Annotated in this window: 16 protein-coding genes; 12 read left to right on the forward strand and 4 right to left on the reverse strand. The window is 50.0% G+C overall.

What is annotated here, in order from left to right; genetic code table 11:
* The first annotated feature begins 52 nt into the window (after positions 1-52).
* The 8 genes from ACQ4MZ_RS11210 (at position 53) to ACQ4MZ_RS11245 (ending at position 14,981) form a co-directional block, all read left to right on the forward strand.
* Positions 53-2,470: an ABC transporter permease gene (locus ACQ4MZ_RS11210; protein WP_430845040.1), complete on the forward strand. Its 2,418-nt coding sequence runs from the start codon at positions 53-55 to the stop codon at positions 2,468-2,470.
* A complete protein-coding gene (locus tag ACQ4MZ_RS11215) occupies positions 2,467-4,095 on the forward strand; it encodes a serine hydrolase domain-containing protein (RefSeq protein ID WP_430845041.1) in 1,629 nt (542 codons plus the stop codon). Before ACQ4MZ_RS11210 ends, ACQ4MZ_RS11215 begins: the two co-directional genes overlap by 4 nt.
* An 87-nt stretch (positions 4,096-4,182) precedes the next feature.
* Complete coding sequence (locus ACQ4MZ_RS11220; protein WP_430845043.1) at positions 4,183-6,552, forward strand: ABC transporter permease; 2,370 nt, start codon at positions 4,183-4,185, stop codon at positions 6,550-6,552.
* A 126-nt stretch (positions 6,553-6,678) separates the two neighbouring features.
* The gene (locus tag ACQ4MZ_RS11225) at positions 6,679-9,048 is read left to right on the forward strand and encodes an ABC transporter permease (protein ID WP_430845045.1); all 2,370 of its coding nucleotides are present in this window, start codon (positions 6,679-6,681) and stop codon (positions 9,046-9,048) included.
* Between the two features lie 150 nt (positions 9,049-9,198).
* Positions 9,199-10,683, forward strand: a complete 1,485-nt coding sequence (locus ACQ4MZ_RS11230) for a capsule assembly Wzi family protein (protein WP_430845047.1) — start codon at positions 9,199-9,201, stop codon at positions 10,681-10,683.
* 166 nt (positions 10,684-10,849) lie between these two features.
* A complete protein-coding gene (locus ACQ4MZ_RS11235) occupies positions 10,850-13,249 on the forward strand; it encodes an ABC transporter permease (RefSeq protein ID WP_430845048.1) in 2,400 nt (799 codons plus the stop codon).
* Between the two features lie 125 nt (positions 13,250-13,374).
* Positions 13,375-13,662 carry a hypothetical protein gene (locus ACQ4MZ_RS11240; RefSeq protein WP_291038095.1) on the forward strand — a complete coding sequence of 96 codons (288 nt, stop codon included), beginning with the start codon at positions 13,375-13,377 and terminating at the stop codon, positions 13,660-13,662.
* Between the two features lie 110 nt (positions 13,663-13,772).
* Positions 13,773-14,981 carry a hypothetical protein gene (locus ACQ4MZ_RS11245; protein ID WP_430845050.1) on the forward strand — a complete coding sequence of 403 codons (1,209 nt, stop codon included), beginning with the start codon at positions 13,773-13,775 and terminating at the stop codon, positions 14,979-14,981.
* 36 nt (positions 14,982-15,017) lie between these two features.
* Here ACQ4MZ_RS11245 and ACQ4MZ_RS11250 read toward each other — a convergent pair whose 3' ends face one another.
* From ACQ4MZ_RS11250 to ACQ4MZ_RS11260, 3 genes are all read right to left on the reverse strand, one after another.
* Positions 15,018-15,947: a serine hydrolase gene (locus ACQ4MZ_RS11250; protein ID WP_430845052.1), complete on the reverse strand. Its 930-nt coding sequence runs from the start codon at positions 15,945-15,947 to the stop codon at positions 15,018-15,020.
* A complete protein-coding gene (locus ACQ4MZ_RS11255) occupies positions 15,944-16,837 on the reverse strand; it encodes a carbohydrate-binding family 9-like protein (RefSeq protein ID WP_430845054.1) in 894 nt (297 codons plus the stop codon). Before ACQ4MZ_RS11255 ends, ACQ4MZ_RS11250 begins: the two co-directional genes overlap by 4 nt.
* A 124-nt stretch (positions 16,838-16,961) precedes the next feature.
* Complete coding sequence (locus tag ACQ4MZ_RS11260; RefSeq protein WP_430845056.1) at positions 16,962-18,278, reverse strand: hypothetical protein; 1,317 nt, start codon at positions 18,276-18,278, stop codon at positions 16,962-16,964.
* 1,005 nt (positions 18,279-19,283) lie between these two features.
* On the opposite strand from ACQ4MZ_RS11260, the gene ACQ4MZ_RS11265 reads away from it, so the two are divergent.
* The 3 genes from ACQ4MZ_RS11265 to ACQ4MZ_RS11275 all read left to right on the forward strand — a co-directional run bounded on the left by ACQ4MZ_RS11265 (position 19,284) and on the right by ACQ4MZ_RS11275 (position 23,173).
* Positions 19,284-21,242, forward strand: coding sequence for a T9SS type A sorting domain-containing protein (locus ACQ4MZ_RS11265; RefSeq protein WP_430845057.1), 1,959 nt, complete (start codon positions 19,284-19,286; stop codon positions 21,240-21,242).
* A 108-nt stretch (positions 21,243-21,350) separates the two neighbouring features.
* Entirely contained in the window at positions 21,351-22,754 is a 1,404-nt protein-coding gene (locus ACQ4MZ_RS11270; protein WP_430845059.1) for a GH1 family beta-glucosidase, read from the forward strand.
* Between the two features lie 62 nt (positions 22,755-22,816).
* The gene (locus tag ACQ4MZ_RS11275; protein ID WP_430845060.1) at positions 22,817-23,173 is read left to right on the forward strand and encodes a hypothetical protein; all 357 of its coding nucleotides are present in this window, start codon (positions 22,817-22,819) and stop codon (positions 23,171-23,173) included.
* A gap of 3 nt (positions 23,174-23,176) precedes the next feature.
* Here ACQ4MZ_RS11275 and ACQ4MZ_RS11280 read toward each other — a convergent pair whose 3' ends face one another.
* On the reverse strand, positions 23,177-23,407 hold the full coding sequence (locus tag ACQ4MZ_RS11280; RefSeq protein ID WP_430845062.1) for a hypothetical protein: 231 nt from the start codon (positions 23,405-23,407) through the stop codon (positions 23,177-23,179).
* 121 nt (positions 23,408-23,528) lie between these two features.
* Between ACQ4MZ_RS11280 and ACQ4MZ_RS11285 the strand changes: the two genes are divergently transcribed.
* Complete coding sequence (locus ACQ4MZ_RS11285) at positions 23,529-24,572, forward strand: DUF4097 family beta strand repeat-containing protein (protein ID WP_430845063.1); 1,044 nt, start codon at positions 23,529-23,531, stop codon at positions 24,570-24,572.
* Positions 24,573-24,601: the final 29 nt, after the last annotated feature.

Raw genomic sequence — 24,601 nt, forward strand, 5'->3', positions numbered from 1 at the left:
ACCTTTCCTTCCTCCCTTTTCTCCATCCTCCTTCCTCCCAAATAAAAAAACAATGCTAAAAAACTACCTGAAAATCGCTTTCCGCAATCTCTTGAACAACAAGGGGTATACTACTATTAATGTTTTCGGACTGGGGCTGGGGCTGGCGACTTGCCTGCTGATTGTGCTGTATATTTCCGACGAGTTGAGTTGCGATAAACATCATCGGTCGGCCGACCGGCTTTTCCGCGTTGCGATGGAGGCGCGGAATGAGAAATGGGCGGGGACGCCGGGGCCGCTGGCAGCTGGTCTCCAATCCGATTTCCCGGAAGTGGAATCGGTGGCGCGGGTCCTGAAATTTTCGGGCATGGACCGTATGCTGCTCGAAAACCGTAACGGCCGGCAAACCACACGATTCTATGAAAACAATGGCTATTATGCCGATTCGACGCTGTTCGATGTATTGACTTACGACTTCAAATATGGAAATGCCCGTCAGGCACTCAGCCGGCCCAATACCCTGATACTTTCCGAGCAGGTGGCTGAAAAGTTGTTCGGGAGCGTGGATCCTGTGGGTAAGGTGATCCGTGTCGGGCTGATGTTCGGTGATTTTGACTACACGGTCACTGGTGTTTACCGAAACAATCAAAAGTCGCACATCAATGCCCGCTTCTTTTTATCCATGCAGAATAGCGATATGGGCGGCTGGGTGGCGAGCCAGAATAACTGGGCGATGAATAACATTTTTCATACCTACGTCAAACTCCGGGAAGGTACCGATCCAGCCACATTTGAATCCAAACTGACCCCATTCCTCAACCGGCATGGTGCAGCGGACCTGAAAGCACTGGGCATTTCCAAGGAGCTGTTCATTCAACCGGTAACCGACATTTACCTGAAATCCAATATCGGGAACGAGATCGCTCCGAACGGCAGCATGACTTATCTGTATATTTTCGGGTCAATTGCGGTATTCCTGCTCTTCATTGCCTGCATTAATTTCATGAACCTCAGCACCGCGCGCTCCGAAAAACGGGCAAAAGAAGTAGGTGTGCGGAAAGTGCTGGGGGCAGTCAGGAATGCCCTGGTGTACCAATTCCTGGGTGAGTCGATGATCCTGGCCATCCTGGCACTTGCCATTGCCGTGCTCGTGGTACAGCTGCTTTTACCGTATTTCAATAACCTGACGGGCAAAGACCTGGATATGTTTGTGCATCCGGCCTTCCTGTATTGGATGGCGGGCATTACCCTGTTTACCGGGCTCATAGCGGGACTTTATCCAGCCTTCTATCTCTCTTCTTTCAGGCCGGTGAGCGTCCTCAAAGGCTGGCTGGTGAATATTGCCTCGGCGGTGCTGCTGCGAAAAGGACTGGTTGTATTCCAATTCACAGTATCCATTATCCTCATCCTCGGAGCGATTGTGATCGGTCAGCAATTGTCATTTCTTCAAAATCAGAACCTGGGCTTTGACAAGGAACAGAAACTGGTAGTACCGTTCAGAAACGAAAAGACGACGGCTAATTTCAATGCGTTCCGGGAGGAAGTGCTGCGCATTCCCGGCGTGGAGACCGCAACCAGCGGATCGGTGTATCCGGGCATTGAGAATATTGAAGACCTGCTTTTTTATGCAGAGAATAAGACTGTTCATGACGCCGTCGACATTCATTTTGCAACCGTCGGCGACGATTATGTTGAAACCCTGGGACTCAAAATGGCCGCTGGCCGTTCCTTTTCAAAAGCATTCAGCGGGGATTCCAGCAGTATTATCCTGAACGAAACGGCCGTTCGGGAGCTGGGTTACGACGTAACCTCGGTAGTCGGTAAAAACGTGTTTTTCGAGCTGGCCGGCAAGCGCCGGAGTTTGCAGGTGGTAGGTGTAGTAAAGGATTTCAACTTCCGCAGCCTGCATGAAGGCATCAAACCTTATGCGCTTACAACCAGCATTACCGACAAATACCAGTATTTCATTGCGAATGTTAAAACCAAAGACTACGCCGGCGTATTGACATCGGTAGGGACAGTTTGGAAGAAGCTGAATCCTGACATTCCATTCACCTATTCATTCCTCGATCAGGATTTTCAGAAGAATTACGAAAAGGAACGGCGGACGGGCAGTATCGTACTGTATTTCACTTGCGTTGCGGTAGTCATAGCTTGCCTGGGCTTGTTTGGGCTGGCGGCATTTTCCGCAGAACGGCGGACAAAGGAAATCGGCGTCCGAAAAGTACTGGGTGCGTCGGTGGGCAGCATTGCAGGGATGCTCTCGGGGGAGTTCCTCTCGCTCGTATGTATTGCGCTCGTGATCGCCACCCCTGTGGCGTGGTGGGGCATGCGAGAGTGGTTGCAAGGGTTTGCCTACCAGGTAGGCATTCAATGGTGGATTTTCCCGGTTACGGGGCTTTTCGCAATACTTGTGGCATTGTTAACGGTCGGTTTCCAGAGTGTGAAGGCGGCTTTGATGGACCCGGTGAAATCGTTGAAAAGGGAATGAGATATATCCTGACGCTTCTTTGTTTTTTATGCTCTTTTCAGAGATCCTGGTCGCAGGCCATAGGCAGTTTTGAGAAGGATGTCGAGCATTACGCGCACATGATAGGTTTGCCCGCGTACGCGCTGGGCGTGGCCGAGGGCGACAGGCTGGTGTTTTTCAAAAGCGCAGGTTATGCAGATTCGGCGGGTAAGGAGCCTATCACCCAAGACCATATTTTTGAAATAGCTTCTGTTACAAAATCGCTTACCTCCATTGCATTACAACAACTGGAAGAAGCCGGGAAGCTTTCGTTGAACGACCCGGTCGATAAGTTTCCGAACCGCTTTTTTACGAAAGAGCGCTGGAATGCTCAGACTACCTTGGGACACCTCGTGAGCCATACTTCGGAAAGTACGCCGGCGGGATCAGCATTTGTGTACAACGGGAGCAGATACAACATTGTTTTCAATGCATTTGCAGCCATCAACCCGATGGATTCTACCGAAGAAATGACGCGTCCGTTTACGATACAGATCGAGAAAGGTATTCTGAATCCGCTTCAAATGACCCACACACTTACGCGCTTCACAGAGCGGGAGCACGGGAGTTTGAGAAAATGGATAGCTGTAAAATACAGCTGGGATGATGCGATGAAACGATACGTTCCGCGGCCTGTGAACCCGGTGGGGATGCAGAGCGGGCCGGGCTTCGGGATGATGAGCAGCTTGCGCGATCTGGTACGCTATTCGGCGGCGATCGGTGAGGAGCGCATTCTGTCCGACGAACGGTATCGAAAGATCACGACTCCATTTTACCCCGGTAGCCCGCAAGGAATGGGCTGGTTTACCTATTCTGTGGCGGGTATAGACCTGCATTGGTCGTATGGCTACGGCGATAACAGCTCGGCATTGCTGCTTCGCGTGCCGCAGCGGAACTTGTCGTTGATATTGCTGTCGCCTGCCAGTGCGCATTCCGCGGCGGCGCTCCTGGGCTTCGGGAATCCGCTAATGTCGCCTGTTGTGGCTTCGTTTGTGCGGAATTATCTTTTAAATGCGCCTGAATCCATCGACTTCGGGGGAGCTGTGGGGCGTATTGAAGCGAGCCTGGATAAGCGGAGGGCAACGGACGTGGCCGATGTATTGGTGCACGAAGCGTTTGGAGTGGTGATGAGTCTCTCGTATTCGGGCAAAACCATCCCGGGTAATACGGCGAAAAGTCTTGACCTGCTGAAAATGTTGATCCGAAAATACCCGGCTCATTCGCTTTGGCAGGCTACCGCCCCGTTCGAGATCGTAGCGGAATCGGACGACAAGACGGTACTGGATTTTGGTGAAAAAATGGTTGCCGCTTTTGCCCGGACAGGCAAGGTACATCCCGCGAAATCCTTTTACGCCGGGTTGATAATGGAAAAGAATGGCGAAACCGAAAAGGCAATGGCATTTTACAATGCATTGGCCGCTGGTGACGATTTCAAAGAGCAGTCCTACAAGCTGGACGCGATGATGAAAGTCGCAAAGTACCAAATGGCCCGGAATCCCGTTAAGGCCAAGGCGATGCTCGAACGGCTCGTACGCTACAAGGAATATGTGACGGCGAAGGACAGGTTATATAACGATGCGAAAGAGATGTTGATCAAATTACAATGAAGGAGGAAAGGGAGGATGGAAGAAAGGGATAACAGCTCCTTCCCCCTGTCTCCCCTTCCTCCCTTTCCTTCTAAAACAAATAAAACAATGCTAAAAAACTATCTCAAAATCGCGTTCCGCAACCTTGTGAAAAACAAGGGTTATGCTTCGATCAATATCCTGGGATTGGCGATGGGAATGGCGGTGGCGCTGCTGATTGGCCTTTGGGTGCGGTACGAATGGAGTTTTGATAATTTTCATAAAAATCGGGCAAACATTGCCAGGGTTATGAAAAAGACCCATTTCAATGGTGAGAAGGGTATAGGAAACGGTATCATGCTTCCATTGGCGACCGAGCTGCGTACGAATTTCTCCGAGGCAAAGTATGTCACGCGGCTCGATTGGGGCGATAAGCATAGCCTGGTAGCCGGAGACCAAAAATTGAGCAGGCCAGGCCATTATGCCGATCCCGACTTTCTGAAAATGTTCACTTTCCCGCTCGTCAAAGGCAACGCGGAGCAAGTTTTGAAGAACCCTTATTCCATCGTACTCACGGAATCACTCGCACATGCGCTGTTTGGTAATGCGGAGCCGGTCGGCAAGGTGATCAGAGTCGACAACCAGTTTGAAGTGATGGTGACGGGTGTGTTGAAGGATATTCCGAAGAATTCGTCGTTGCAGTTCGACTACCTGATGCCCTACGAACTGAATATCGCTACCTCTGACTTCGTACGCGGAGCACAGGATCAGTGGGGGAATAATTTTCTGCAAACCTTTGTGCAGCTGAACGATGGCGTTACGCCTGAGGCGTTTTCGGCCCGCATTGCCAACCTGGTACGGACGAAGATGAACGATAAAGACGAAAGCCTGCTCTTTGTACACCCTATGCCCAAATGGCATTTGTTTGGTGAGTTCAAGGATTGGGTGAATACCGGCGGGGCGATCGAATATGTGCGGCTTTTTTCGGTGATTGGCATGCTGGTCCTGCTCATTGCCTGCATCAACTTTATGAATCTCAGTACCGCGCGGTCGGAGAAACGGGCGCGGGAAGTGGGCATTCGTAAGGCAGTCGGTTCGCAACGGCAGCAACTCATTGCACAGTTCCTCACGGAATCGTTGCTCACGGCACTGCTGGGTTTCGTGATCGCGCTGGTGATTGTCAAGGTCACATTACCTTACCTTAGAAATGTCGGTTTTGAGCATGTTACGTTTAGTTTGGACGATATTCCATTGATGGTCGTCGCATTAGCGGGCTGCATTGTCACGGGCTTGCTGGCGGGAAGCTATCCGGCATTATACCTGTCGGGATTTGTACCTGTAAAAGTGCTGAAGGGTACTTTCCAGGTAGGCAGGGCAGCCAATTTGCCTCGAAAGATATTAGTCGTTACCCAGTTCACGTTTTCGATCGCCCTGATCATCGGGACGGTAATTGTTTTTCAGCAGATTCAGCATGCAAAGAGCCGTCCTATGGGTTACAATCCCGACAAGCTGATCTGGATGAGCCTTTCCAGCGACCTTCAAAAGAATTTCATTCCGATGAAGAACGAGTTGCTGGAAAGCGGATATGTGGAAGCGGTGAGTAAAACATCGAGTCCGATGACGGGTGTCTACAATCAATGGGAAGGGTTTTCGTGGCCTGGCAAGGACCCGCAGAGTCAGCCTTTGTTTTCGGCATTGATGGTTGATCCTGCTTATTTCAAAGCGGCCGGTCTCAAACTCAAAGAAGGCAGGTTTTTCGAGGAAAAAATGCTATCCGACAGTAATGCGATCGTTTTGAATGAAGCATCGGTGAAATTAATGGGTTTCAAGAACCCGGTTGGCAGCCATGTGAAGTTCGGTGATGAGGATATGACGGTAATAGGGGTGACCAAAAATGTGATCCAGCAAAATCCGTACGAAGAAGTGCAACCCGCAGTGATGCTCATGCGCCCCTATTTCACATTCCAAAGCCTGATCCGTTTCAAAAGCGGGGCCGATTTAAAGAAAGCGCTCGCCGCCATTCAGCCGGTGATCGAAAAATATAACCCGTCTTACCCGTTCGAATATCGTTTTGTAGATGACGAATACGATCAGAAATTCCGCAGCGAAGATCAGATTGGCCAACTGGCAGGGATTTTCGCCGCGCTGGCCATCCTGATCAGTTGCCTCGGACTTTTCGGACTGGCTTCGTTTATGGCCGAGCGTCGGACGAAGGAAATCGGCGTGCGTAAGGTGCTAGGAGCCTCGATATCGCAGCTCTGGCTTCTGCTTTCGCGGGATTTTGTGTTTCTCGTACTAATCAGTTGCGCAATCGCGTCGCCTTTGGCCTACTATTTCCTCCAAAACTGGCTTGCTAAATACAATTACCATATCAGCATCAGTCCGCTTGTGTTCCTGGGCGCAGGGGTGGCCGCGGTGCTCGTTACACTCGCTACGATCAGTTTTCAAAGTATCAAGGCGGCATTGATGAATCCGGTTAAATCGCTGAGGACGGAGTAGGGAGGAAAGGGAGGATGGAGGAAAGGGAGTCAAGGATAACAAGTATCCCTTCCCTTCTTCCCCTTCCTCCATTTCCTCCCCTTCCTCCTTTCTTCCATTTTCTCCTTCTTCCCATTCCCAACAAACATGATACGCAACTACTTCAAAATCGCATTCAGGAACTTGCTCAAAAGCAAGGGGTATTCTGCCATTAACATTGGCGGGCTTTCGGTAGGGATGGCTGTGGCTGTGCTGATCGGGCTCTGGATCTACGACGAGGTGTCATTCGACCATTACCACCGCAATCATGGACGGATCGGCCAGGTTTGGCAGTTTGTACAATTCGGTCCGGAGAAATCATCTTATAATGTGGTACCGTTACCACTGGCGGCCGATATGCGGGAGAAGTATCCCGATTTTGAGGAGATCAGTAAATCGGTTTACCGCAACATCATCATTTCCAATGGAGATAAGATGTTTTCGAAATCGGGGCAGTACGTGGAGCCTTCATTCACAAAAATGATGTCGATACGGATTGTTGCCGGCAGCGATAACCTGAGGGATGTGAATTCGGTCTTGCTTTCAGAATCCTTTGCCCGCTCGCTTTTCGGAAATGCGAATCCGGTGAACCGCATTGTAAAGCTTAATAGCAACCGCGATGTGAGAGTAGTAGGGGTTTTCGAAGAAATACCCAATAACAGCACATTCAGGGATACGCAGGTACTGGCGCCGTGGGACCTTTACGTTGCTACCGACCCATCGGTGAGGGGAGCGGAAAAGAATTGGGACGAAAACTCCTATCAGATATTTGTGCAGCTTCGCGAAGGAGCTGATTTTAAAGCGGTTTCGGCAAAAATCAAAGACTCGCGCATGAAACGGGAAAACCCGCCGGGGTATAAGCCGGAATTTTTCTTGCACCCAATGGATAAATGGCACTTGTATTCGGATTTTCAAAATGGCGTGAATACCGGCGGGCTGGTCACATTTGTGTGGCTGTTCGGGACCATCGGCGTTTTTGTGCTTTTGCTGGCGTGTATCAATTTTATGAATCTGAGCACCGCCCGGTCCGAAAAACGTGCCAAAGAAGTGGGTATCCGCAAAGCGATAGGCTCGGTACGGATACAGCTGGTGAGCCAGTTTTTCAGTGAATCGGTGCTGGTGGTGATCGTCGCATTTGTGCTGTCGCTGGTTTTGGCAGGACTTGCGTTGCCCGCATTTAATGATGTGGCGGAGAAAAAGATCACATTGCCGCTGACTAACCCGCTGTTTTGGGTCGTCGGGATTGTTTTTAGTTTAGTCACCGCATTCATTGCCGGAAGTTATCCTGCGCTGTACCTTTCTTCTTTCCAACCCTTAAAAGTGCTGAAAGGGACATTCAAGGCAGGCAAGTTCGCCGCATTGCCGCGGAAAGTGCTGGTGGTGATGCAGTTTACGGTATCGGTAACTTTGATCATCGGTACAGTGGTTGTTTTCAGACAAATACAGCATGCTAAAAACCGTCCGGTTGGCTACGACCGGCAGGGGTTGATAGAAGTAGCTATGACCACCCCTGCGCTCTACGGACATTATGATGCATTGAAGAACGACCTGATGAATACCGGTGTGGTGAGCGGCTATTCACAATCGTCGGGTTCGATGACGACACAAGCTGGCGGGATCACCAATCTGACCTGGCCAGGCAAGGCTCCCGATGCGGTGCCGTTGCTGATGTCCAACAACATTTCGCATGATTATGGCAAGACGGCCGGATGGCAGTTAGTCCAGGGACGGGACTTCTCCCGCGCGTACCCGACGGATTCAACGGCGATGATTATCAATGAGTCGGCATTAAAGCTAATGGGGCTTAAAAAGCCGCTTGAATCGATTTTGAACTGGGGCGGAAAGGAATTCAGGGTGATCGGCGTCGTGAAGGACATGGTGCGCGAGTCGCCGTTTAGCCAGAATAGCCCGGCATTTTTTGTGGTTAATTACGGGAATACGAATGTGATCAACATCCGGCTCTCACCTTCGGCCGGGTTAAGCGATGCATTGGAAAAAGTAGGAGCTGTTTTTCGTAAATATGATCCCAACAGCCCGTTTACCTATCAGTTTGTCGACGAGCGGTTTTCGAAAAAGTTTGCCGATGAGGAGCGGATCGGGAAGCTGGCTTCCTTCTTTACGGTGCTGGCCATATTTATTTCCTGCCTGGGGCTTTTTGGACTGGCATCTTTTGTGGCTGAGCAGCGCACGAAGGAAATAGGGATCAGAAAGGTCCTCGGTGCCTCCATTGCCAACCTGTGGCAACTGCTTTCCACCGATTTCATCATGCTGGTAGCGCTAGCGTGCGTCATTTCGGGGCCTATCGCCTGGTATTTTATGAGCAGGTGGCTGCAAAATTACTACTATCGCACCGAGCTATCCTGGTGGATTTTCGCAGGTACAGGCGTGGGAGCGCTGTTGATCACATTGTTGACGGTCAGCTTCCAGGCCATCCGGGCTGCGCTGATCAACCCGGTCAGGAGTCTCAGGGCGGAGTAGACCCCGTCGAGACCTTCTTGTCGCTCCATCTTCCCTTCCTCCATCCTCCTTCCACATGATTAACGTTAAGTTAAAACGCTGCCATCGGTAATAAATATTCCTTTGCACGTTCCTATCTTGCAGAAGGAAACTTTTATCGATCCGAGTCACTTGCGCAGAACCTTTACTTTCAGTGCCTTTGCGGTTTTTGCAGTCATTTCGGGGCAGCTATTTGCCCAGAAAAACAGGGTTGTGTCCAATCTCGAAGTGAATGCAGAGGCTGGGGTTTACTTGTCTTCCAATGGTGAAACACCGTTCTGGCTTCAGACTAACCAGTTCGGAGCGGTTCCCGACCGCGCTACGGCAGGCGTGTTACAGGCGATTGCACGACGGAGTTACGTTTTCTACGACAGTTTAGCCAATAGGCCACGAAAATTCGATTGGAGTGCCGGCGTGAGCCCGGTAGGGATATATAATAAAGCAAACAAGTTTGAACTGTTGCTTCCCGAGGCCCACGCGAGCGTGCGGTTCAAGCGTGTGGAGCTGTGGATAGGGCGCAGGCGCGAGGTAATGGGGCTGGGCGATACTACGTTGTCGTCGGGCTTTTATGCGGTGTCCGGGAATTCATTACCGATACCCAAAGTGCAGATCGGGACGGTGGGGTTCTCGCCGCTGAAATTTACCGGGAACTTCGTGGCCGTGCATGCGGGGTTTGCGCATGGGTGGTTTCATACTGACTACATCCAGGGTGTTCGCTTGCATCAGAAGTTCCTGTATGTGAGGCTGGGTAAACATAAAGGCAAGTTTTACGTCGGTCTCAATCACAATGTGATGTGGGCGGGTCATTCGGACTACCTGAAACTTCATCCTGAACTGGCGGTGAATGGCGAACTGCCATCGTCGTGGTCTATTTACCCGAATGTGGTGCTGGCGTTCACTTCCAAAAACTGGTTCGAAAAAAATGGATATGGGGCGTTTGACAGCTACCGGGTTGGGAACCATCTGGGGAGTTATGATATTGCTTTCGAGACGAAATTCGATCGGTACCGGCTTTTTTTATACCACCAGCATCCTTTCGAGGATGTTTCGAGCATGCTTTTCAAGAACATTCCTGACGGGCTTTATGGCGTAAATCTGAGACTGCTACCTGGTCCGGAAAATAGCGTAGCGCTCACGCATCTCACGTTGGAATTCCTTAGTACCAAAGACCAATCCGGCTCCGAGTTCTATATTCCCGGAAGCAAATACCAGGGGGCCGACAATTATTTCAACCATACCCAGTATTCGGAAGGGTGGTCGTACCAGGGCCGGACGGTGGGGACTCCGTTTATTATTCCCGGCAAGGATATGGACCAGTCGAAACTCGGGAATTACAGGTACTTTCCCAATAACCGGGTGGCCGTATATTACCTGGGGGCACAGGGAAGAGTCGGTCATTCGCTGGCGCTTACTCTGAGGTTGTCTTACAGCAAAAATTTCGGGACACCGGGCGCCGATTTTGATCCACCGAGGGGGCAGTTTTCATCGGTCTTGGGAGCGCAATATGCGGTTCCCGGTTTGAAAAGCACCAGCATTATCGCTCGCGTGGCTGCGGATCGGGGCGATGTTTTTACGAGAAGGACCGGTGGGTATATCGGCATTCGTAAGAACTGGTAACGGCTTCTGTAAGTTATTTTTCCGTATTGTCCATCGGTGAACAAGATTGTCCGGAATCGGACAGTGTTTTGCTGTTTTAGGGGGTTAAAATATTGAATATTAAACTGTTGCTTGATCTGGCATAAATTTGTTGCCGGGTGTTTTTAACCCTATTCAGAACAGCGGCATGCTCAAAAACTACCTCAAAATCGCCCTCCGGAACATCTGGAAGAACAAGGTTTTTTCGGCTATTAATATCGTGGGTTTGGCCGTGAGTATGGCCGCCTGTATCGTGATCATGCTGTTCGTATTTTACGAGCGCAGCTTCGACGGAATGCATTCCAAAAACATTTACCGCCTCGACGAGGTACAGAAGTTCGAAGGAATGGTAGCACCTCAAAAAGTGGCGCTTTCGATGTTTCCGATGGGGCCCACGTTGCAGGAAGAGTTTCCCGAAGTCAGGCAGTTTGTCAGAATAAATACCGGAGCAAAGCTTCCAATGAAATACCAGGATAGAACGATCGACCTGTCGCAGGTCTTTCTGACCGACTCCAATTTTTTCCAGCTCTTCGATTTTGTACTGCTTGAAGGCGAGAGGGAGCGTGTGTTGAAAGAACCTAACAGCATTGTCCTGACACAGAAAGCGGCGAGAAATATCTTTGGCAACGCCGATCCGATCGGTAAATACATTAACCACTATGGCAGCGACACGGTCACACTGAAAGTGACCGGTATTGCGCAGGATGCGCCTGCAAATTCGCATTTGCAATTTGAAGCGCTTGTTTCTTTTAGCACCATTGCCAAGCCCGATTTTATGAAGAACTGGGGCGGGAACTGGCTCGTGACTTACCTCGAACTGGCACCCGGAACCGATATCGCCAAAACTGAAAAGAAATTCCCGGCTTTTCTCAAAAAACATATGGAGGAAGGCCGCTGGAAGTTTTACGGGCTCTTTTTACAGCCGTTGGACGAGGTGCACGCGCAATCGGTGGATATCACGCACGACTACGTGAATTACCAGAAGTTCGATAGACGGTATACCTATGTTTTCTCGATCATAGCGGCCATTGTGTTGATTATCGCCTGTGTAAACTTTATGAACCTGTCGACGGCACGCTCGACGGGACGGGCGAAGGAGGTCGGAATACGCAAGTCGATCGGCGCGCAGCGCTTTCAGCTGGCGGGGCAGTTCATTGGCGAATCGGTATTGCTTGCGCTGTTTGCGCTGATGCTGGCAGTAGCTATTGTGAAACTGGTAATGCCTTTGGTGGCCGATTTTAGCCAGCGGTGGCTCGAATTTTCGATATTTCAGAATCCCGGTTTGTTGCTGCCCGTTTTGCTGGGAACAGTGCTTGTAGGGCTGTTTTCGGGATTATATCCAGCTGCATTCCTATCGGCTTTTGAACCCGTGAAGGTATTGAAAGGAACGGTCCGTGCAGGGAAGAGTAGTTTCCGTAATGCATTGGTAATTGCACAGTTTACGAGCGCGGTATTCCTGATCATCGCAACGGGTTTTGCGGTGAAGCAATTGCGGTATATGGTGAACAAAGATCCTGGTTTTGACCGGGAACAGGTAGTGATCATGCCTTTGAACACGGAGTCCAATACAAAATATGAGGCACTGAAACAGGAATTGCTTACAAGCTCGTTCATTGAGGCCGTAACAGCCTCGCAGCAGCGCCTCGGTAACAACCTGCACCAGACGGGCGTGGCGTTCCAGGGAGCGGGTGCGCGGCGGGAGCTTACTTCTTCTCAGGTGGTTGTCGACCCGGATTATTTGTCTCTGTACAAAATCAAACTGATTGCGGGCCGGAACTTCACGCACAACGCCGGGGACAATGCCAAAGCCTACATCATCAACGAATCGCTGGCAAAAGAGCTTTTGAAAGATGAGCCTACACTTACCATGGAGACGTTGATCGGTAAGCGGTTCGGCTTCTCGGGGATGGATTCGCTGTCGACGATTGTGGGTGTGTCAGAGGATTTTAACTTCAATTCGCTGCACCACAAAATTGAAACACTTTGCATGTTCAACCAGAAGGATTGGTCCTATTCCGAGATGTCGGTGCGTATTAAAGGCAAAAATGCGCGACAGGCATTGGCAACCATTCAATCGGCGTGGAACAAGTTTGTTCCGGGCCAGCCATTTACCTACTCATTCCTCGATGAGCATTTCAACGAAATGTACCGCGCGGATAGCCAGGTCAGCGAAATCGTGGGCATCCTGGCGGGGCTGGCGATTTTTATATCCTGCCTCGGGCTGTTCGGGCTAGCCTCCTATTCAGCGGAAAGGCGGATCAAGGAAATAGGCGTCCGGAAAGTAATGGGTGCATCGGTAGCGGGCATCGTAGCATTGCTGTCAAGGGACTTTCTTAAACTCGTGCTCGTAGCCTTCCTGATCGCTACGCCGATCGCCTGGTGGGCTGTGCGGAGCTGGCTGAACGATTTTGCCTACCGCATCGACATCGAATGGTGGATGTTTCTCCTGGCCGGCGCGCTGGCGGTGCTCGTAGCATTGTTCACGATCAGCTTTCAGAGTATCAAGGCGGCATTGATGAACCCTGTTAAGAGTCTTCGAGCGGAATAGGGGAGAATGTGAGGGTGGAGGAAAGGGAGGACGGAGTCAGGCCGTTCCCTTTCTCCTTCCTCCATTCTCCCTTTCCTCCCAACAAAAAACAGCACCAATGATTTGAATTTTAACCAGATAATCCCATGAGCCACATTGCAATCCCTATCCCGCCGCTTCAAGGTAAGCAGGAGATCAAAGTTGAGGTAACGATCAACGGAATCAAGCAAAACCTGTTTTACAGGGTCGAGCTGTTTTACTGGGAAGATTGTACCAATCCGGTTGCGCACCGTGCCGACTGTATCAGCGAAATGCTGGCGCATCACGATCCGGAATGGACCGTGTATTATATCGGCGCACCTAACGACGAGTTTGTACCCATCACATTTGTGAAAAAGGAGAGCCGGAGCCTGTTACGAGAGGCAATAGCCTGATGGGATTTAAAGGCTCTTTAATTCTTTTTTAATCTTTATATGCAACATTGTTGCATTTGTGGTTTTTCTGAAACTACATTTGCATCATTGTTGCATGTAAAGATTTTTTTATGAAAAAGCATTTATTCAAAGTAGTACTATCGATGGCATTCGGCGCATTGCTGCTGGCTTGCGACGACAAGGAGAAAGACGATGTAACACCGGTGGAGGAAACCGAGTACAAATTCATCCGGGTGATTGTGAACGACGAAGTTTCAAAGGAGCTCTCGCTGGTGGATCCGGTGAAACTTACCGTTGAGAAATTTGAAGCCCAATATGCAAAATCGAGTTTGTACGGCACGCAGGGTGGGCGTTTTGGCGCTATTTTGAATGGGGCCAACAATTTCGTACAACTTTTCGATACCGGTTTTGAAGGCCACGGCGACCATGTGGATGTAAAAGGAACGCCGAAGTTCGGAGCGTTGACGGGCGATGGGAACAAGCCCACGCATTTTAAAAGCAAGGGGGACGAGATCATCACTTTCAACGATGGCGACGGTACCCTGAGCATTGCGAAAGAGGCCGATTTCCACACCGCCGGCAAGAAAATGACACATATCAATGCCGGGAATGTGGCGCACCACGGGGCGATGACGAAATTCGACAATGGCACCTATGCAATTACCGAAAAAGACGGATCAGCGGCAGGAACATTGCCGGAGCGCGTGAAGATCATCGATGCTTCAGGTAAAACGCTTTTCGCTTCTACCATTCAAACCAAAGGTATTCACGGCAATGCGACGAATGGCAGCGTTTCGCTGTTCGGCTCTTCCAGCGGCATTCTAGTTGTGGAACCTACCGGCCATCAGCAGCTTATTCCACATCCGGCGGATTTTGGCGAAGCATGGTTCGGGTCGATCCTGGAAGCGAAAGGCGCAGGCAAATTCCTGGGTTACACAGCTGCAAAAGGCGTTTATATCATTGATGTTGCCGCCAAATCGGTGACGCCGGTGCTGGCCAGCACTGATATTATGCAGGCGAAGGTGGATTACGCCGGGAACAACGTGGTGATATTGCTGCACAGCGGTGAAGTCCGAATCTACGATTTGAAAACCAATACGTTGAAAATAAGCGGCGCGGTGACAGGTGTTACTGCCAAAGACGAAACGCAGAAGCCGCAACTGGAGGCGACCTCCCGTTATATCTATATTACCCAACCCAAGACGGGTGAACTGCTCGTGGTAAATGCGGCGAATTTGTCCAAAACCAATAAGGTGAAAGTCTCCGCCACGCCTTACCGGCTCGCTATCCTGGGTTTCGAGTCCAGCGAAGGGCATTGATAAAATCCCGGCAAGTTTGGTGTTTGCCGGGATCTTTCAGAACCAGAATTTTTCAGAGCCGTCGACTGGTTTCCATTCACTTTTCGGCTCAAAATGTTTCCAGATGATCGCCGAGACCTTGCGGATCAATGCATAGCCCTCGTTGTCTTTCTGCCACCGCTGATCCTCCTGATTTTTGGTTGCAATGCAAAAAATATAGTCGCCGTGCGGCGCATGCACTACGAGTACCTCCGACTTTGCCTGATTCACGGCTCCGCTTTTGGCAGCTACTTTTACACTCGGCGGTAGCTGGGAAATAGCCTCGCCATCCCAGAACTGCATTCCGAGGTAGCGGTACATCCTGTCGCTTGCCGCAGGGCCTACGGCCTTCCCATTTCGGATCATTGCTACCAGCTCGGCCATTTCGCGTGGTGTGGTGACGCCCCAGCCGTAACGTGCCTGAAATTCCTTGCGTCCGGGTGTACGGGAGTTCACGCGCGTGTTCGGGAACCCGTTTCGGTCGAGCCATTCGTTGATTGCGGCTCCGCCGCCAGCCATCGCTTGCAGCCACAAGCTGCCGGTGTTGTCGCTTTGGGAGATCATCAGGTGGATCACCTTGGGCAGGGCGATTTTCGTACTGTCGCGGAAAGAGCCCACGATGCCGTCGTCGTATTTCAACGAATCGCGATAAACGAGCTCCTGACCGAATGTGATTTCCCCTTTTTCGATTTTGTCAAAAATGCCGCACATAATCGGTACCTTCACCATGCTGGCGGTCGGATAGAGTGAATCCGCATGGACGGCGGCAATGCGGTTGGTTTTCAGGTTACGCACATATACGCCTGCCTGTCCGCGAAAGCCCGCGAGCGCCGCTTCGAGTTGGGCTGTCAGTTTTTTATCGACCACCGTTTTACCGGTTGCCTGGGGTTGTGCGGACAATGTCGCTGTCAACAACGTGAGGAAAAGTAAAATAGCGGGCCTTGTCATGTCTTATCAGTTTTGAGGGTGGTTTCTTCCTTGATTTCCCCGGCCTTCGTTCCGCTGAAAACCAGTTTTCCCCAGTATTCAGGGTAATGCATATTGATAATGCCTTGCGGCGACCATACCCAATTGTATTCGGGAATGATCTTTCCGGTTTCTGCATGACGCTTGCGTTTGTAGCGGCCATCCTCGCCGATCTCGTGCTGCCAGTTCACCCGCGAGAAGTTGATGCGCCACTCGGAGCCGTCGGCAGGGATTACCGGTTTTACATTTTCAGTTGACAATGATTCGAATGGAATGGCGATTTCCAGGGTCCAGCGCTTGTCCTTATCCTTTGCATTATTGACAGTGCCAATCACCGACACTGCCGATTTTAGCCCCTTGATATCCCATTTGAGTTGAGCCCTGCCGCCTTTACGATAAGGTTTGGGCAAAAAGAGGTCGAATGTGTTGTTGATGGCATTGATTTCGAGTTCATAGTAGTTCTCGGTATCGCCGTCAGGATCGATGAACACCTCGAAATCGTTTTCCAGGTACACAATCTGGTCTTTTTTGTCCTGGTATGCCCATATATGCTCTTCCTCAATTTGCGCGGCAATGAAGAGGTACTGATCGTCCCAAAGCATTTTCACGCGGGTCTCTTGGAGCGGCAGGGGCTTTTTGCCCCCTTCAATGTCCACGAACGACGAAGTCCAGGCGGCTTTCTTCCATGAATGCTCGTCCAAATGGCCGTCGATCGCAATGCGCTTTTCGGCGCGGTAGCAAGTGTAGGTTTTGGGAGAAGGCGGTGTTTGCGCCCGTGCGCCGACGGTGATTATGGCGGCCAGTGCCAGCACGGCACCGGTTTGTAAAATGTTAGGAATGTTCTTTTTAGTGAGTAAATTAAAATTTTTCAAGATAGGTAAAAGGGAGTAGTTCAAAATGCGGAATATAGGTCATTTTTCCTGCATTTTGAAGCAAAATCGTGGGTTTTGACGACCCGGTTTCCGTCATAACTTAGCCTTTCAATTCAGTGTTTTTTCACGGGGCGAACAGGTCGCTGGCTTTGTTTTCGTTGCTCAATAATGTTTCAAAGAGCTTCCATCGCTTATCGGGAGCGACAGCCGTGCCTCCCTGTGCTTCGATGTACTTCCGGATCAGGTCCTGCCCGTAATTGTAGTTGATGACGTAGCTCCGGTACTTGCGAATGAAGCGCAGATAATCCAATGCGCCTTTTTCAGGCAGCAGACAATAATCGGTAAGCCAGCGCTTGGCCTCCTGCTCGCTCATGCCGCGGTCGAGAAGGCCGCGGGCAACTTCGTTGCGGGCGTAATTTAATGCCGAGCGGACCGCCAGGGCTTCAAAGTAGGTATTGGCCATCGTGGTATCGAGGCCCGCCAGCGGGATCAGTACATTTTTGCAGAACTCCCGCTGTTCGTTGCCCGGGAAAGCCATGGAAATGCCGTAATTGGCGCTTCCTTCTGCGATCAGCGATTGCGGACTGAATAACGGGTAGAGGGAGATTTCGGGCCAGCCTCTATCGCGGTAAAGGTTCTTTTCGAGCAATGCATTGTACACGTGATGTCCGGGATATCCCTCGTGGCAGGCCAGATCGATGGCCCGTTCGATGTAAATCGGCTGACTCACGTTGATCTGGATCACACTTTTGTAATCGCCTTTGTACCAGTTGTATCCTGACCACGGCTTATCCCGTACATATTCGAGTTTGAAATCCTCGCCCGGCGGCAGCGTGTAATGCGCCAGTGTGCGTTTACGTGCCTCCGCGATGGCTGTCCTGAATACAGTATCGATCTTACCCGCCGGGATCAGGAACTGATTAGCAAGCTTCTGGTAGCGGGCTGGGATAGGTCCCTGGCCGGGTAGCAGCCGGTCGAGCTTCGCAATAAGGTCCTGGAAATGCTGCTCGTCATACACCGGTGCCACGGCGTCGAACAGGTCTTTGGATTCGGCGTCGAATGGTACGAATGTGCCTGAAACCAGGTGTATGCGCCTTTCAAATGCTGTTAATTGGGCGGTCAGCCAGGCAGCGCGGTGTATGAGGGTCTCGTTTTGAGTACTCGTTACTGATGCTGCCAGCGCTTTTTTCAGGGATATGGTCCTCTGCAGGAAGGCATCTTTCGGGAACTGGGAGGTATCTGTTTTAGCCGGTCGCAGTGAATCCGGGCCGTAATAAGCGTCGACAAAATCGCCGTCGAACTGGCCTATCGAGAGCCCGAGCCGGACGTATTCCCTGGCGATGCTGTCGATGCGATTGCCATGATGATCGGCTGTTTCGCGTGTACCGCACGAGCCAGCCAACATTCCAAACGTGAGTATAGTAAGGTATCTTTTAAGCATGATATCATCGGTTGAGTCTTATGGGACTAAAATACACAGGTTATTCGGAAACCCGTTGTGAACGCTGGAAATAGAGGCATCCGGCGCTCCTAATGAAGTTATCCGGTATGTTTTGGGCTTTATAATGCATAAAAAGCGGCTTGGAATCCTATTTCAAGATCGATTTACTTTGTAAAAATAAATCGAGGGATATTTGGTTGACGGGCTGGTTCTATCAACGTTTGTTTTGCCATGGAATTAGTCAGGCAGTATTTTCTATCGTACAACTGACATTGAGCTTCTATTTATTTGGATGTTATTATAGTTGAAACCGAATAGAACGTAGCTAAATCGCTGTGATACAGTGATGAAATGATGACATTTTGTTCGTAACCGGTAGAAATCTTGTAGAACCCGGGGCGCTGTCAGAAAAAAGTTTTGTCGAAATTCTTCAGTGAAAACTCATTGTTCTCCACATATCCGGTCGTTTTTCAGGGATGCCGTTAATTGATTGAAACGGGCATTTTGCTTTCAAAAACGACTCAGATCTCATTTTAAGGTGTAGAAGTTTTACTGACGAGGCCGTCACCATTGTGACTATCTGATGATTTCGGGCTGAGCGAAGATGATATCGGAAGCCGTGGGCAAAAGCCTTTGTGACCGGCTAGTTGACAAAATATTCTTCTGTTTTAATGTAACCGGTCGATGATGCCATTGTGTGGAAGGTTATTTGGTATTATTGGAAAAGTACTATTATTAATTTTAAGTGGATATGTAACCAGTTTGCGATATTACTAGAATTCTTTTTACTTAAAAATGCTCCCTGATGGCAAATAAATCTGTATTTTTTTGTAGAAATATTTCCTAAAATTAATTTAGAAATAATTGAAAATTTGGTATAAACGTAATTTCTTCGCATTTGTCATATAAAAAAAGTGCTATTTTGAGACAATCTAATCTTTACCTTTGTGACGTACATTTTGTTGGCAAGCCGATGAGGCTAATCAATTACAAATCAAATACGTTATGAAAAATTTTACGTTTCTCTTTACCCTTTTACTATTGAGCCTGGGCTTCGCCTCCCAGGCCAATGCCACAACCAGTTGCGGTTGTGACAACAACGTCCTGACCAATGCCAGCTTCGAGAGCGGCACTACCGGCTGGTCGAAATCCAGCGGTACTGCCTTCGGTACCGATGGCGCATACAACATGTGTGGCAACTACAATGGTTTAATCACTGGTGCGGGGTCTGTTTGGCAAGACGTTAGCAACGTTGCCCCCGGAAGCACAATCAACCTGAGCGTATATGGTGGAACGCACGATACCGGTAAGACGCACGAGTTCAAACTGATTTTCCTGACATCGGGCGGGAGCCAGATCGGTGATGCCGTTGTGAAACCGATGAACTACAACGTGGGAAGTGGGAATCAGTTACAACTTTACACGATGTCGGCAACGGCTCCTGCGAATACTGCAAAAGTTCGTTTTCTGCTGTATTCAAGCGGTAACTACTTTAAAGTGGATGCCGCATGTATGAAGGTCACACCTCCTGCTACCCCGGTCGACTGCGACTGCGTGAACTCCAACCAATATATTAAAAATGCAAGTTTCGAAAATGGAACTGCCGACTGGTCGAAATCGAGCGGTACAAACTTCGGTATCGATGGATCCTATAAAATGTGCGGCAACTACAATGGTTTGATTACCGGTGCAGGTTCTATCTGGCAGGACATTAATGTCGTAGCAGGTGCGAAAGTGGATGTGACTGCATACGGTGGCACGCATAATACAGGCGCAACCCACCAGTTTAAACTTACATTCTACGATGGCGCAGGAAACAAGATCAACGCCGGTGAAGCGGTGGTGAATATGAACTATCAGGTGGTTGACAGCAAACTGAAACAGTTCTCGATTTCAGCTACTGCACCGGCAGGAGCCACGAAAGTTCGCTTCTCACTTGTTTCATCGGGTGATTATTTCAAAGTAGACGCGATCTGTACGAACATTACCCAGCCTGCCACCTGCCAGGAATGTAATGGTAACACATTGCAAAACCCAAGTTTCGAAAACGGTACGAACAACTGGAACGTAACCGGTACACTGACAGTTGAATCAACGTATGCGGTGTGCGGAGTAAATGGAGCAAAATTGAGCGGAGCGGGTAAGTTCTGGCAGGATGTGGAGTTGCAGACTACTACCGGAAACCAGGTTACCCTGAATATCTACGCAGCATTTGGCACTTCCAATAGCCAGAAAATCCAGCTGGTATTCCTCAACGAAGCTCAGGTAGAACTCGGCCAGATTACGAAGGATGTTACCAAACCGCTTGCCGACGGCACCTGGGGCCTCGAGAAATATACATTGGCAGGAACAGTCCCATCGGGCAGCAAATATGTACGGGTGTTGCTCTCGTCTAATGGAAACGATTTACTCGTGGACAACGCATGTCTTACTTTCTCAGGTCCTCCATTGCCTGTGACATTGTCTGCATTTTCTGCGAAAAAGGAAGGTTCGCTTGCACAGCTGGCCTGGGCTACGACGTCTGAAACCAACTCGGCTTATTTTGAAGTACAACACAGCCAGGATGGTAAAAACTGGACGGTGCTCGCACAAGTGGAGGCAAAAGGTGAAAGCAAGGAACTCGAAACATACACCTATACCCACACTAATCCATTTGCCGTGAACCTTTACCGGTTGAAAATGGTAGATCTGGACGAGACATTCGCTTACAGTGCAATCAAGAGCCTGAACTTCGACGGCCAGGAGCAACTGAATGTTTATCCAAACCCGACTGCGGACCGTATCAAAGTGAGCAGCAACCAGCAGATCACGAACGTGAAGGTATACGCCCAGACAGGTGCATTGGTACTGAGCACAGCACCGGATTCGGCCAACGAAGTAGACCTTACGAAACTGGCGCAGGGGACCTACTACGTGAAAATCAACAATGGTCCGTTGATGCGCAAAATCCTTGTAGTAAGGTAAGTTCCGGATCGGTATTCCTGAAAGCCCTTCGCCCGCAAACTGCGGACGAGGGGCTTTTGTTTACATATTAGTTTTAACTTTCGTACCAGAAAGTAACCGTACACGGACTTGGCAACAGTTATTAATCAACATACAAAGCAATCGGGGTACAGGCCATCGACGGCAAGCCCACTTTCGCGGGCGGATTTTGGAAGTGATTTCAAATGGGGGGTGGCGACAGCGGCATATCAGATTGAGGGAGCTGTGGATCATGATGGCAGGAGCGATTGCGTCTGGGATGTTTTTGCAAGGAAGAAAGGCAAGATCCGGAATGGTGATCATGCACGGCATGCCTGTGATTTCTATCACCGTTACGAACAGGACCTCGAACTGGTGAAGGAGCTGGGTTTTGAGCAGTTCCGGTTTTCGATTTCCTGGTCGCGCATATTGCCTGACGGGCACGGGCGCGTGAATCAGGCGGGAATTGACTATTACAACAGGCTGATCGACCAGTGCATTGCACTGGGCATAGAGCCGTGGATCACGCTGTACCATTGGGATTTGCCGCAGGTATTGGAGAAATCCGGCGGCTGGAAGAACAGGCGCATTGTGGAATGGTTTGCGGAATATACCGCTGTATGTGCCCATGCATTTGGTGACCGCGTGCGGCATTGGATTGTGCTCAACGAGCCCATGGCTGTGGCTGGGCTTGGTTATACCACAGGTGAGCATGCTCCCGGGAATAAGGGGATCCATAATTTTCTGCCTGTGGTGCATCACCTGGCTCTCAGTCAGGCGGAAGGTGGACGGGTGTTGCGACGACTGTTGCCAGAGGCCCGCATTGGCAACGCAATTTCTTGCTCTTATGTGGTTCCCAATAGTCAGAGTGCGGCGGATATTCGTGCGGCGCGTAGGGCGGATGCGCTTATGAACCGGCTTTTTATCGAGCCTGCATTGGGACTGGGTTATCCCAAAGACGCATTTCCTTTTTTGTCCAATATCAAACGGTTCATGCGCGAGGGGGACCGTGAAAGGTTGAAATTCGATTTTGACTTCTGGGGGCTGCAGAACTACTTCAGTGTAGTGGTGCAGCATTCGTACCTGGCGCCGGTTATGTGGCTGAAAGAAGTACCGGCCACGCTCAGGAACGTCCCTACGACCGGTTTGGGGTGGGAAATCAGTCCGGCGGGAATGTACGAGATATTAAAGCAGTTTCATCGCTACCAGGGCGTTCGTGAATTGGTGATTACTGAAAACGGGGCCGCATTCAAAGACAAGCCGCAAGACGGGAAGGTGGATGACCAGGGACGAATGGCTTACTATCAGGATTACCTCGATGCCGTCAGGAACGCGAAAAACGAGGGCGTCAATATTACCGGTTACTTCGCATGGACGCTGCTGGATAATTTTGAGTGGGCGCACGGTTATTCTGCCCGCTTTGGCCTGGTATTTGTAGATTTTAAAACCCAGGAACGCACCGTGAAAGAATCGGGGAAGTGGTTTGCCCGATTTCTTAAAAAGGCAGAAAAGTAATTTCGCTTCCAACTAATTCGGGAAAGGGTGTGTCTAACCGTCATATTTAAACCCCTTTATCCATGAAAGTCCTGATTGTTTTATTCGGTTTGCTGGCCTGGATAGGCTGCCATGATGAAAGTGGCGACATTAATGCGCAGGTTTATGAAGCAGATGCGACCTGGACAAACATGCTGGCCACTGACGGTTGCTCATGGCATTTCTCTATTACCTCCAAGGATTCGACCTATTCGGTGCTGCCAAGCGAAGCGTCCCGCGCTAAAATAGAGAAGGAACTGGGTAAGATCGAAGACTATTACAGCTTTACGCCGGTTCACTTGAAATACAGCCTGACAGGCTCAAAAAGTACCGTCCAATGCGGTTGGGGCCGCACCGGGACTTATGATGAAATCAACGTCATCGAAATTCACAAAAAATAGTCCCTACAAATGGAGGATTTTCTTGGCCTCCTGTTCGGAATAATAAGGTATCAACTCCGCTTCATCAATAATTTCCTGCACCTGCTCCTCTGTGGCAGGTGTAGTTGCTTTAGACCTTGGTTCAATGGGCTCTTCTTCGAACACAATGGTGCCTTTTAGTTGCAAGTTCTGGAGGATTTCGAGCACCGATTGTTCCTCAGACTCAAGGATGGTCTTTACGCGGTATGTTTTCATAGTTTTCGCTCGTATTTGATTCTAAAATAGCAAAAATTGTACCGGGTTGTAAGTTTTAAAGACACTGTATGCAACCTGGGTGCCGGCTTTTACATCATTGAACAAACAAATCACAGATCCCATGAAAATTAAACAATTACTAACTTTCGTCTTGTCCGTGCTGTGTTATGTAAGCGCGTATGCACAAGGCGATGATGACAAACCTTACGTTACAAAAAACTTCAACGGTTCATCCCTGAAAGAATTGCAGGTAGAAACGTCCGGTGGCTCGATTTCGGTTTTGGGTGGGCAATCCGACGGTTTCAAAGTAGAAATGTACATACGCAGCAATGGCTGGAACGGCAATAAGGAATTGAGTAAAGAGGAGATTGAAGACCGTCTCGAAGACTACGATATCCTGATCGGCACCGAAGGCAGCAAAGTGATCGCCACCGCAAAAAGAAAAAGCAACCTGAAATGGAATGAGAAACGGAACATTTCCATTGCGTTTAAAGTGACAGCCCCACGCAACGTGGCGACCAATCTTAAAACAAGCGGCGGAAGTATCAAAATTGCTTCCCTGACCGGCCCGCAGAACTTTCAGACAAGCGGCGGCAGCCTGAAAATCGACGATCTTGATGGAGTAATCCACGGTCGTACTTCCGGAGGCAGCATCGATGTGGCGCATTGCAGCAAGGAAATTAACCTGCATACCAGTGGCGGAAGTATTAAAGCCAATGAGTTGAAAGGTAAAATCGAACTGAAAACCTCCGGCGGAAGCATTGAGTTGAACAAACTGAATGGTGATATCCTGGCGCATACCAGCGGCGGAAGCATTCGCGGTGAGGGTGTAGACGGTTCGCTCGACGCCGGAACTTCGGGCGGTTCGGTGCGGTTGGCCGATGTTTCGGGCAGCGTGCGCGCTAATACCAGTGCCGGCAGTATCGAGCTGGAACTGAAATCGCTGGGTAAATATGTAGACCTTTCCACATCGGCAGGCAGCGTGCGCGTGACGATGCCGCTGGATAAAGGCGTCGACCTGAACCTGAGGGGCAACAGAGTGGCCATCCCGCTTAAAAACTTCGATGGCTCGGCGGAAAAAGACCGCGTTCAGGGTAAAATGAATGGGGGAGGTATTCCGGTAACATTGTCGGCCAGCGCGGGTGGTGTTTACGTAAATCAATAATTACATACACGATTAAGGTTCAAAATGGG

Source organism: Dyadobacter sp. BHUBP1, assembly GCF_050587785.1.
Lineage (GTDB): Bacteria > Bacteroidota > Bacteroidia > Cytophagales > Spirosomataceae > Dyadobacter.

Coding starts and splice junctions, on each gene's coding strand:
- ACQ4MZ_RS11210 (WP_430845040.1), top strand. CDS start 53: ATGCTAAAAAACTACCTGAAAATCGCTTTCCGCAATCTCTTGAACAAC.
- ACQ4MZ_RS11215 (WP_430845041.1), top strand. CDS start 2,467: ATGAGATATATCCTGACGCTTCTTTGTTTTTTATGCTCTTTTCAGAGA.
- ACQ4MZ_RS11220 (WP_430845043.1), top strand. CDS start 4,183: ATGCTAAAAAACTATCTCAAAATCGCGTTCCGCAACCTTGTGAAAAAC.
- ACQ4MZ_RS11225 (WP_430845045.1), top strand. CDS start 6,679: ATGATACGCAACTACTTCAAAATCGCATTCAGGAACTTGCTCAAAAGC.
- ACQ4MZ_RS11235 (WP_430845048.1), top strand. CDS start 10,850: ATGCTCAAAAACTACCTCAAAATCGCCCTCCGGAACATCTGGAAGAAC.
- ACQ4MZ_RS11240 (WP_291038095.1), top strand. CDS start 13,375: ATGAGCCACATTGCAATCCCTATCCCGCCGCTTCAAGGTAAGCAGGAG.
- ACQ4MZ_RS11245 (WP_430845050.1), top strand. CDS start 13,773: ATGAAAAAGCATTTATTCAAAGTAGTACTATCGATGGCATTCGGCGCA.
- ACQ4MZ_RS11250 (WP_430845052.1), bottom strand. CDS start 15,947: ATGACAAGGCCCGCTATTTTACTTTTCCTCACGTTGTTGACAGCGACA.
- ACQ4MZ_RS11260 (WP_430845056.1), bottom strand. CDS start 18,278: ATGCTTAAAAGATACCTTACTATACTCACGTTTGGAATGTTGGCTGGC.
- ACQ4MZ_RS11265 (WP_430845057.1), top strand. CDS start 19,284: ATGAAAAATTTTACGTTTCTCTTTACCCTTTTACTATTGAGCCTGGGC.
- ACQ4MZ_RS11275 (WP_430845060.1), top strand. CDS start 22,817: ATGAAAGTCCTGATTGTTTTATTCGGTTTGCTGGCCTGGATAGGCTGC.
- ACQ4MZ_RS11280 (WP_430845062.1), bottom strand. CDS start 23,407: ATGAAAACATACCGCGTAAAGACCATCCTTGAGTCTGAGGAACAATCG.
- ACQ4MZ_RS11285 (WP_430845063.1), top strand. CDS start 23,529: ATGAAAATTAAACAATTACTAACTTTCGTCTTGTCCGTGCTGTGTTAT.